The 9,975-nt window shown below is 63.9% G+C and carries 10 protein-coding genes; 8 read left to right on the forward strand and 2 right to left on the reverse strand.

What is annotated here, in order from left to right:
* Nucleotides 1-55 precede the first annotated feature (55 nt).
* The 4 genes from HPO_RS00150 (at nt 56) to HPO_RS00165 (ending at nt 3,622) form a co-directional block, all read left to right on the forward strand.
* A complete protein-coding gene (locus HPO_RS00150; protein WP_035593041.1) occupies nt 56-1,267 on the forward strand; it encodes an RtcB family protein in 1,212 nt (403 codons plus the stop codon).
* A gap of 336 nt (nt 1,268-1,603) precedes the next feature.
* Nucleotides 1,604-2,671, forward strand: coding sequence for a hypothetical protein (locus HPO_RS00155; protein WP_035593044.1), 1,068 nt, complete (start codon nt 1,604-1,606; stop codon nt 2,669-2,671).
* 105 nt (nt 2,672-2,776) lie between these two features.
* Nucleotides 2,777-3,373, forward strand: a complete 597-nt coding sequence (locus HPO_RS00160) for an HD domain-containing protein (protein WP_035593046.1) — start codon at nt 2,777-2,779, stop codon at nt 3,371-3,373.
* Nucleotides 3,374-3,388: 15 nt separating this feature from the next.
* Nucleotides 3,389-3,622 (forward strand): hypothetical protein, encoded by a 234-nt coding sequence (locus tag HPO_RS00165; protein ID WP_035593047.1) that lies wholly within the window; start codon nt 3,389-3,391, stop codon nt 3,620-3,622.
* A 9-nt stretch (nt 3,623-3,631) separates the two neighbouring features.
* Here HPO_RS00165 and HPO_RS00170 read toward each other — a convergent pair whose 3' ends face one another.
* On the reverse strand, nt 3,632-4,006 hold the full coding sequence (locus HPO_RS00170; RefSeq protein WP_035593048.1) for a Kazal-type serine protease inhibitor family protein: 375 nt from the start codon (nt 4,004-4,006) through the stop codon (nt 3,632-3,634).
* 66 nt (nt 4,007-4,072) lie between these two features.
* A complete protein-coding gene (locus tag HPO_RS00175; protein WP_035593049.1) occupies nt 4,073-4,993 on the reverse strand; it encodes an SDR family NAD(P)-dependent oxidoreductase in 921 nt (306 codons plus the stop codon).
* 141 nt (nt 4,994-5,134) lie between these two features.
* On the opposite strand from HPO_RS00175, the gene HPO_RS00180 reads away from it, so the two are divergent.
* The 4 genes from HPO_RS00180 to HPO_RS00195 all read left to right on the forward strand — a co-directional run bounded on the left by HPO_RS00180 (nt 5,135) and on the right by HPO_RS00195 (nt 9,973).
* Nucleotides 5,135-5,500: a VOC family protein gene (locus HPO_RS00180; protein WP_035593050.1), complete on the forward strand. Its 366-nt coding sequence runs from the start codon at nt 5,135-5,137 to the stop codon at nt 5,498-5,500.
* 168 nt (nt 5,501-5,668) lie between these two features.
* Nucleotides 5,669-6,958, forward strand: a complete 1,290-nt coding sequence (locus tag HPO_RS00185) for a NupC/NupG family nucleoside CNT transporter (protein ID WP_035593052.1) — start codon at nt 5,669-5,671, stop codon at nt 6,956-6,958.
* Nucleotides 6,959-7,099: 141 nt separating this feature from the next.
* Nucleotides 7,100-7,852: a sulfite exporter TauE/SafE family protein gene (locus HPO_RS00190; RefSeq protein WP_051612103.1), complete on the forward strand. Its 753-nt coding sequence runs from the start codon at nt 7,100-7,102 to the stop codon at nt 7,850-7,852.
* Nucleotides 7,853-7,972: 120 nt separating this feature from the next.
* The gene (locus HPO_RS00195; protein ID WP_241767839.1) at nt 7,973-9,973 is read left to right on the forward strand and encodes a TonB-dependent receptor; all 2,001 of its coding nucleotides are present in this window, start codon (nt 7,973-7,975) and stop codon (nt 9,971-9,973) included.
* The last annotated feature ends 2 nt before the right edge of the window (nt 9,974-9,975 follow it).

The raw sequence follows: 9,975 nt of genomic DNA on the forward strand, positions 1-9,975 counted from the left end.
GGGCCGCGTGGAGGGCTTGAAAAGGAGGCGCTTCCGGGAGGAAGCTGTAAAGACGATGAGTGAGTTTGAAGTCTTCGAAACCTACGCTGCGGGCCGCATCAAGGCCTGGGTGAAAGGTGTTGAGGTGGAGCCTGAAGCGCGCGAGCAGTTGGAAAACGTTGCCGGTCTGCCCTTCGTGCATTCGCATCTCGCCGTGATGCCGGACGTTCATTTCGGGCGTGGCGCGACCGTGGGCTCCGTCATCCCGACCAAAGGCGCCATCATTCCGGCGGCTGTGGGCGTCGACATCGGCTGTGGCATGATGGCGATCCGCACCAGCCTCACCGCGAATGATCTGCCCGATAGCCTTGCGGCCGTCCGTAGTCAGATCGAACGCAAGATCCCGGTCGGCAATGGCCCTGGTGGCAATCACAAGGATGCTCCGGCGCGTGCGGCGACTGCGCTGCGCAATTCGGGGCTGCCCGAGCGGCTCGATAAGGTGCTTGCCAAACACCGGCGCATCCAGCGCACGATGCTTGCCAGGCAGCTCGGAACGCTCGGCGGCGGTAACCATTTCATCGAGCTTTGCCTTGATGAAGAGGCCCGCGTGTGGGTGATGCTGCATTCGGGTTCGCGCGGAACGGGCAACATCCTCGGCACCTACTTTATCCAGGAAGCTCGCGAGGCGCTGGAGAAACGGGTGCTCGGCTATCACGTGCCGGACAAGGATCTCGCCTTCTTCATGGAAGGAGAGCCCCTGTTCGGCGACTATATCGAAGCCGTCGGCTGGGCGCAGGACTATGCGCGCCTCAACCGCGAAGTGATGATGGACCGTGTGCTGATGGCCATGCGGGAGGTGCTTCCGGCCTTCACGCTGGAGAAGTCGGCGGTGAACTGCCACCACAATTATGTGGAGCGGGAACACCATTTCGGCGCCGATGTCTGGGTCACCCGCAAGGGCGCCGTGCGCGCCCGCAAGGATGAGCTGGGTATTATTCCGGGCTCGATGGGGGCGAAATCCTTCATCGTGCGCGGCAAGGGCAATGCGGAGGCATTCTGCTCCTGCTCGCATGGGGCAGGGCGCACCATGAGCCGTGCCGAAGCCAAGCGCCGCTTCACCCTTGAGGACCACCTCGCCGCAACCGCCGGCGTGGAATGCCGCAAGGATGCCGGCGTGATCGACGAAACGCCGATGGCCTACAAGGACATCGATGCCGTCATGGCGGCGCAGTCTGATCTGGTGGAAGTGGTCCACACCCTCAAACAGGTCGTCTGTGTAAAGGGCTGAGGCGCGCCAGCGCTTCAGCCTTCCGCGGCTTCTGCTGAAAATAATCTCTAGACGGAATTTATTTTCGAGAAGGCTCATTGACAGATTGTCGCGCCATTGGCATGACGCACATCCTGGCGCATAAAATGATCCGTCAAAGGATTTGATGGCGCCGCCTCAGAAACGGAAACACCCATGAAGCAGTGTATTGAAGTCCATACCTGCTCCTCGCTTTACCGGGGAGCGCCGTCTGCGGCCCCCGCGCGTTTGCCGGTGGCTGACTGACCCTCGCAGAATTGATCTGACCCTGCCCAGCGCGCCTAGTCGGCGCCTGCGCATAATCAGTTGGAGGTGATCATGGGAACGCCCATGAGCCTGCCGGTGCTCCTGGCCGATAGCCGGGCGTTGCCGGTCACGCCGCTTATAGTTTTCCTTGCCGGTCCGCATGCGGAAACAATCGCGCGCATCTGGCCTGCGCCGCATGAGGATTTCCTCATGCTGCCGTCGGCGCGCCGCCATGCCGCAGCCATTCTCGCCCTGCGGGATGGCTACACCGCGCAGCGCGTTCAATGGCTCGCGAGCCGCGCGCGGGATAGTGAGCTGGCGGTCGAGCTTTTCGGCAGTCACCCGCCCGGCGGCGTGATGAAAGCGCTTGGGCGGATGGGCGAGGCGCTCTGGACGGAGGCGGCCTACGCCCAGTTCTTCGGTCTGTTTCGCGATGAGGCCGCGCGCCAGCTTATCCGTCATATGGCGGATATTCAGTCTGCGGTTCTTTCGGTGGTCGCCGCGCTTCCCGCGCTGCTCCGCCGCCCGTCCATTGTTGCGGCCCTCGGGCCGGATATGGAAGCGGCGCGTTGCCTCGTTGCAACCTGGAACATGGCCCTGCATATCCGCGGTGAGGGGGCAAGCGCAGACATTGCCCGCCAGTTCGCCCGGGCGAAGGATGCAACGGCCCTGTTCGAAATGGCGCTCTCGGCGATCCAGCCGCCAGCGTTCGGCGAGACGACTGCGGTGCCCACCCTTCCGGCGCCGTTCTCGCCGGTCCGCCGGATGGAGCATCTTCAGGCCGTCGCGCTGGAAATGCGCAACTGCTTGAGGGATTACGCGCCCGCTCTTGCCTCCGGCCGGATGGCGCTGTGGATCTGGCAGGGGGGAGGCGGCCCGGTGGCCGTCGCGCTCTGGCGGGATACGGGCGGCTGGCGCCTGGCCGAAGCGCTCGGGCAGGACAATGCCGACTTGCCTGACGAGGTTCTCCACGAGATCCTCCCGGTCCTGAGGCAGGCGGGTATCCGCGCGGGCGAGCCCTGGCACCTGCTGCGCAGCCAGCTGACCGATCAGGTCCACAAGGCCCAGGATCTGCAGGGCGCGACACGCCCGGCGGCCAGCACGCGCCAACGGCTCTATCTCGGCTATCTCTGGGATTAGGCTGCGGAAATCTCGGGCGCCCCCTGACCCTGCGTCCGGCGGCGCCTTGCTTTGCAGCAGGCGCTTTCCGGGTTAGGCTGCCTGCCGGGAAAAGGAGGAAACATCATGGCCGACGGACAGGAAGTAGAAACCCGCGCAAAATTCCGCGAGATGCTGGAAGGCTCGAAAGATGATTGGGACATCATCGCGGAGCATTCGCGCCACTTCAACAAGGGGCTGGCGGGGCGCGTCATCGACCATCTGAAACTGCTGGATGGCGATTTTGGCGGCTTCCCGGTCGACCGGCTGACCCATTCCCTGCAGACCGCCACCCGCGCCCACCGCGATGGCCGGGATGAGGAATATGTCGTCTGCGCCCTGCTGCACGACATCGGCGATACGCTCGGCAGCTTCAACCATCCCGATGTTGCCGCCGCGATCCTCAAGCCCTTCGTGTCGGAAGCCAATCACTGGATGGTCGCCAATCACGGCATGTTCCAGGGCTATTATTTCTTCCACCATCTGGGGCTCGACCGGAACATGCGCGACCAGTTCCGCGATCATCCGCACTTTGAATACTGCGCCCAGTTCTGCCACCTTTATGACCAGTCTGCCTTCGATCCAGACTATCAGAGCGAGCCGCTGGACTTCTTCGTGCCAATGGTGGAGCGCGTCTTCTCAAGGCCGAAGAACTCGATGTATCTCCGCAAGACCGAAGAATAGCTTGAAAGGGCGGCCATGCTGAAACTCCTCGTTCTCGCGGCGCTTCTGCTGGCCGTCATCTACTTCTTCAACTGGGTAAACCGCCGCCCGCCGGGCGACTGGCGGCGTGATGATGACGATGAGGGCAACGGGCCAGGCGGCCCGCCCGGCCGCCGTCTCGGACTGCCGCAGGAAAGTACTCCGGGCACGGATAATGCATCCCGCCCGCGCGAGACGGCCGGCGCAGACGATGACTTCAAAGGCGGCTGACGCGCAGCCTCAGCCTTCTTCGGCAGGTGCGCATTCGCCGGGCGTATCGACGCTGACACCGGCGGCCTGGGCGGCGCATTTGTTGCCGTAGGTCTGCCCGTCGCAGCCGCAGACAGGAGCATATTCATACGTACACATCTGCGGGCGGGGCAGGCAGATGCCCGCAGCGTCGGCAACCGTCCGGCAGGCGCCATCTTCATAGAAGCAGCTGAGGCCGCCCGCGCACTCGATGCCGGCAATACCGCCACACATGCCGCCGGATTCTGCCAGTGGCCGGCTGACCGGGGGAGGCTCAGGCGCTGTTGTCCCGGTCGTGTCTGTCGTTCCCGGCGCGGCGCAAGCGGCAAGCAGGGCAAAGGCGGCGGCAAAAAGAAAGAGGCGCATGGCTGAATCTCCGTTTCCGGAGGCCAGCCTGCGCCTCAATCATTCTGTTTGGCAAGCCTTGCAGGCTTATTTCGCGGCGGCAGCGGCCACGGCGGAGAAGATGTTCTGGCCATGCTCACCGCCAGCCTTGAAGGCGGGGCGGGTGGTGTTCACATCCGTGATCTGGTCCCATTTGGCGGCAACGGCTTCGGCGGTCAGCGCGTCGCCCTGGCCAACGAACACGCCGGCGGTCTCCACGATGCGCGCCATCGAGAAGGCGCCTGCGCCCGCCGACAGGATCATGCCGGTGGGGGCATCTTCCTTGACGAGGTTGATGACGCCCGGCGTCACGAATTCCGGCTTCAGCGCAGCCAGCATCTGCTCGGACATGATGTCCTCGGTCATCCGCGTCGCGGCGATCGGGCAGACGGCGTTGATCTTGATGTCGTTCTTCGCGCCTTCGATTTTCAGCGTGTTCATCATGCCGACCACGCCGAGCTTGGCGGCGCCGTAGTTGGCCTGGCCGAAGTTGCCATAAAGGCCGGTGGAGGAGGTGGTGACGACGATCCGGCCGTAATTCTGGGCTTTCATGATGTCCCAGGCGGCGTGCACGGGCAGGAAGGTGCCGCGCAGGTGAACCGCCAGAACCAGGTCGATGTCTTCCACGCTCATCTTGGAGAAGGAGCGGTCGCGCAGGATACCGGCGTTCGCGATGATGATGTCGATCCGGCCCCATTTGGCCATCGTGTCGTCGATCATGCGCTTCACGCCATCAACGTCGGACACCGACGAGCCGTTGGCGATCGCTTCGCCGCCGAGGGCTTCGATTTCCTTGACCACGGCCTGCGCCGCATCCGAGCCGCCACCCGAGCCATCGCGCGAGCCGCCGAGATCGTTGACCACGACCTTTGCGCCGCGGCGGGCGAGTTCAAGTGCGTGAGCGCGGCCAAGGCCGCCGCCTGCGCCGGTCACGATGGCAACGCGGCCGTCAAAACGGATGTCGGACATGGGTATCTCCCTCAAACGGTGGGTTTATATGGCCGGTGTCACACCAGACGTTCACGTCAACGTCAAGCATGTCCGCTGCGTCACCCCTTGCCGCAGGGGCTGCGGCATGATTGCTGTCGCGGCGCGAATAGGGAGGACACCATGCTCGCTTACCTGACCCTCGGAACCAATGACAAGGAAAAGGCCTTCGCCTTTTATGACGCTGTGCTCGGCGAAATGGGCGCCAAGCGCTTCTACGCCAATGACCGGCTCCAGTTCTATGGCGTCGCGCCCGGCCAGCCGATGTTCGCGATCGGCACGCCCTATGAAGGCGCTGCCACCGCTGGCAATGGCGTGATGCCGGCCATCGCCGTGGCCGACAAGGAAACCGTCGACCGCGTCTACAACAAGGCCCGCGAACTCGGCGCCGCCTGCGAAGGCGCCCCCGGCAACCGTATGCCCACCTTCTATGGCGCCTATTTCCGTGATCCCGACGGCAACAAGATCTGCGTCTGCAAGCTCGGCTAAGCCCGCTTCAGGTGCTGTAACAGAATGGAGCCCTCCGGTTGTTCGCCGTGAGGGCTTTTTTCCATCGGCGTCCCCACCGGCTCGCAATTGCCATTGCCGCTTTCCAAGCCTTTCCGTGCCCGTTAAGTCTGAAGGCTTGGGTCTGATTTGCGGGAGGGCTATCGCAACATGCCGGCAGGATTTGAATGGGGCTGGGACAATGCCCGCGCGCTGATCGGGATCGTTCTGATCTACGGCCTGTGCTGGGTGCTTTCGGAAAAGCGCAAGCTCTTTCCCTGGAAGATCGTGCTCGGCGCCACGGCGATGCAGTTTGCCTTCGCGCTCATCCTCTTCGGCATTCCCTTCATCAAGGAAATCCTGCTCAAGGCCAATGCGCTGGTAGATGGCCTGCAGAACGCCACGCGCGCGGGCACCAGCTTCGTCTTTGGCTATGTCGGCGATAACGTCGCCGCCGGTGAGCTGATCGGGGGCGCTCCCCCGCCGCTGTTCTTCTTCCAGATCCTGCCCATCATCATCGTGGTGGCCGCCCTCTCGGCCATCCTCTGGCACTGGCATATCCTGCGCTGGATCACCAATGGCTTTGCCTTCGTCTTCCGGCGCGGCATGGGCCTGGGCGGGGCCACCTCGCTTGCCGTCTCGGCCAACGTCTTCATGGGCATGACCGAAGCCCCCGTCCTCATCCGGCCCTACATCAAAGGCATGACCCGGTCTGAGCTGCTCATCATGATGACCGCCGGTTTTGCCACCATCGCCGGCTCGGTCCTCGTCGTTTACGGCGCGTTCCTGGAAGGGAAGATGGCCAATCCGCTGCCCCAGCTTCTGGCCGCCTCGATCATCGCTGCCCCTGCCGCTGTCGGTGTCGCCCTCGCCATGATCCCGGAAACCACCCCGGTATCGGAGCGGATGAAAGACCCCGATTTCAAATACGCCTCCACCATGGACGCCTTCTCTACCGGCGCCACCGATGGCCTCAAGATCGTCTTCAACATCGCGACCATGTTGATCGCCGCCCTTGCGCTGCTCTGGCTGGTCAATGCTGGCCTCGGCCTCTTCCCGGATGTGAACGGCAGCCCGCTCTCCATTGAGCGTATCCTCGGCTGGATTTTCGCGCCCCTGATGTACTTGATCGGCGTGCCGTGGAGCGAAGCGTCCCAATCCGGCTCCCTGATGGGCGTCAAAACGGTGCTGACCGAATTCGTCGCCTTCCTTCAGCTGGCAGAAGTGCCCGTCGAGGCGATGGATCCGCGCACGCGGATGATCACCGCCCACGCCATCTGCGGCTTTGCCAACTTCGGCTCGATGGGCATCCTGATCGGCGGCCTCTCCATCGTTGAGCCGGAACGGCGGGAAGATTTCCTGGCCCTCGCCTGGCGCACACTGCTGGCGGGCACGCTCGCCACCTGCCTGTCCGGCGCTGTGGTGGCCGCTTTGCCGTACGGCCTGTTCGCCGCAGGCTGATGGCCGTCAGGGCCTGCGCGCAGCAGACCCGTGCCTCCGGATACAGCTTTCCTGACATTTGCCTTGAGCAAATGCCCATGGCCCTGAATCCGAAACTCTAGTCATTAGGTAGGCTAAGTTGGGTATTCCTCGGGGCCGCCGATGCCGTTTGCAATTGATGAGCTGTTTCTCTGGCTGGTGCTGGTGGGGTTCCTCGCCCAGATGATCGATGGCGCCCTCGGCATGGCCTATGGCGTGGTTTCCACCTCGGCCATGCTCGCCCTCGGCATTCCGCCCGCCATCGCCAGCGCCAACGTCCACACCGCTGAAATCTTAACCACCGCTGCCTCGGGCACCTCCCACGCCATCGCCCGCAATGTCGACTGGAGCATATTCTGGCGCCTTGCCCTCTTCGGCTCCATCGGCGCCGTCATCGGGGCCGCCTTCCTCAGCCATGCCGATACCAGCTTCATCCGCCCCTTCATCGCTGCCTATCTTTTGTTGATGGGCCTCATCGTCATCTGGAAGGCCCTGCGCCCGCCAAGCGCCCCGCCGCAGATCCGCAAGGTCGGCCTCCTCGGCTTCTGCGGCGGCATCGCAGATGCCATCGGCGGGGGTGGCTGGGGGCCGGTTGTCACCTCAAACCTCATCGCGCGGGGCGGGGAGGCGCGGAAGATGGTTGGCACGGTCAACATTGCCGAATTCGTCGTCACCGTTTCGGCCAGCGCTGCCTTTCTGGTTGCCCTCGGGCCGAATTTTGGCAAGGCGGCGCTCGCGCTGCTGATCGGCGGCCTTGCCGCTGCCCCCATCGCGGCGTGGACAGCCAGCCGCGTGCCCCGCAAGGCGCTCACCCTTATCGTCGGGGCCGCCATCTGCCTCGTCAGCGTCTACAATCTGTGGCGCGCCTTCAGCTAGGCTCCGCTGACGCCACGGCATCGCGCTTCTGAACCGCGCCGGGGTCGCCATCGGCGCGCCAAGCCTCTAAATGGTGCGCGGGCCGCCCCTTCCTGCGGCCAGGCTGACAGGAGGCCCCGCTTGTATCATCGGACCGGACTTGCCGCCCTTACCGCGCTGCTGATGGCGCCCGCTGCCCTTGCAGAGCTGCCCCAGCGCCTCGAGCCGGTGGAAGTCTATTCTGACCGGCCCCAGCAGGCCGCCGGCGCGCGCTCCGTGCTCGATGCCACCCTGATCAGTGAGACCGCCGCAGACCGCCCCGCCGAAATTCTGAACCAGGCCCCCGCCGTCAACATCCAGATGAATTCCGGTCAGGAGCATCTGATCTCTATCCGCTCGCCTGTGCTCACCGGCGGGGCAGGGCAGGGCAGCTTCCTCATCCTTGAGAATGGCGTGCCCATCCGCTCGCCGGCCTTCGGCAACGTCAACTCGCTGATCGAGCCCCATCATGAAGTCGCCGATGCTATCGAGGTCGTCCGCGGACCGGGAAGCGCCAAATATGGCTCCAATGCTGTTCACGGCCTGCTGAACTTTATCCTGCCGGATGCCGGCAGCCCGCAAAGTGCGCGCCTCAGCTACTCCACCCTCGGCCGCCTGCGGGGCGATGCTTCGGTCAATCTCTCTGCCAGCACGCGCCTCAACCTCTCCCTGATGGAGGATGACGGCTGGCGTGATGATACTGGCAGCCAGCAGCAGAAGCTCTCCCTCGTGACGCAGGCCGACCTCGCCGGATGGGACGCGTCCTTCTGGCTCGCCGCCTCCAGCCTCAATCAGGAAACGGCCAGCTTCATCCAGGGCCCGGACGCTTACAAGGACCGCGATCTCTCAGAGACCAATCCCAACCCCGAAGCCTTCCGCGATGCCTGGTCGGCCCGTCTCGGCGCCCGCCTCTCCCGCGAGCTTGGCCCCGGCACGCTGACCCTTCTGCCGAACATCCATTCTCAGGCGATGATCTTCTCCCAGCATTTCCTGCCCTATGGCGGGGTGGAGAAGAACGCCCATACCGGCGGCAGCGTCCTCGCCCGCTACGAGTTTGCCCCCACCGGCCCCGTCCAGTGGCGCCTGGGCGCGGATACCGATTTCGCCACGGGCTACCTGCGCGAAATCCAGCCCGATCCAAACCCCAGCCCGAATTTCCCCCAGGGCATCCATTACGACTACACGGTGGATACCGCCGTCTTCGCGCTCTGGGGCGAAGCCGATTGGCAGCTTACGGACAATTTCCGCCTCCTCGCCGGCCTGCGCGGGGAGACCCATGGCTACGACTACACCACCCGCGCGCCCACCGGCATTAATGGCCGCTTCAATGTCACGCCGGACCGCACGGATGATTTCACCTTCCTCACGCCCAAGCTCGGCCTCGTCTGGGATCAGTCCTGGGGCGCTCTCTATGCCAACTATGCCCGGGGCGCCCGTGCCCCGCAGGTGTCGGATCTTTATCGCCTGCAAAGCCTCCAACTCCCCGGAGAGATCGACACCGAAACGCTCGACAGCCTCGAAATCGGCGCGCGCGGCGCGCTGCTCTACGGCCACCTCACCTTCGATGTTGCCGCCTGGTGGATGGAGAAGAAAAACTTCTTCTTCCGCGATTCCGATGGTCTCAATGTCACCGATGGCGCCACCCGTCATTTCGGTATCGACGCCGAAGCCACCTTCCGGCTTACGGACACGCTCTCCGCCACCGGCAATCTTGCCTGGAGCGACCAGACCTACACCTTCAACCGCCCGGTCGTCGCTGCCCAAGAACGCATCGTGGACGGAAACCTGATCGACACCGCCCCCGAATGGCTGGGCAATGCACGGCTGGACTGGCAGGCAAGCCCCGCCCTGAAACTCTCCCTGACGCTCGATCATGTAGGCGAGTATTTCATGGACCCGGCCAACACCGTCACCTATCCCGGCCACACGGTCCTCGGCGCCCGCGCCGGCTATGTGTTTACGGACGGTCTTGAGGGCTACATAATCGTCCGCAACCTGACGGATAAAAAATATGCCGACCGCGCCGATGTCGGATTCGGCAATGAACGCTATTTCCCCGGAGAGCCCGTCAATGCGGCCTTCGGGCTAACGAAAAAATTCTAGGA

It is taken from the genome of Hyphomonas polymorpha PS728, from assembly GCF_000685315.1.
Lineage (GTDB): Bacteria > Pseudomonadota > Alphaproteobacteria > Caulobacterales > Hyphomonadaceae > Hyphomonas > Hyphomonas polymorpha.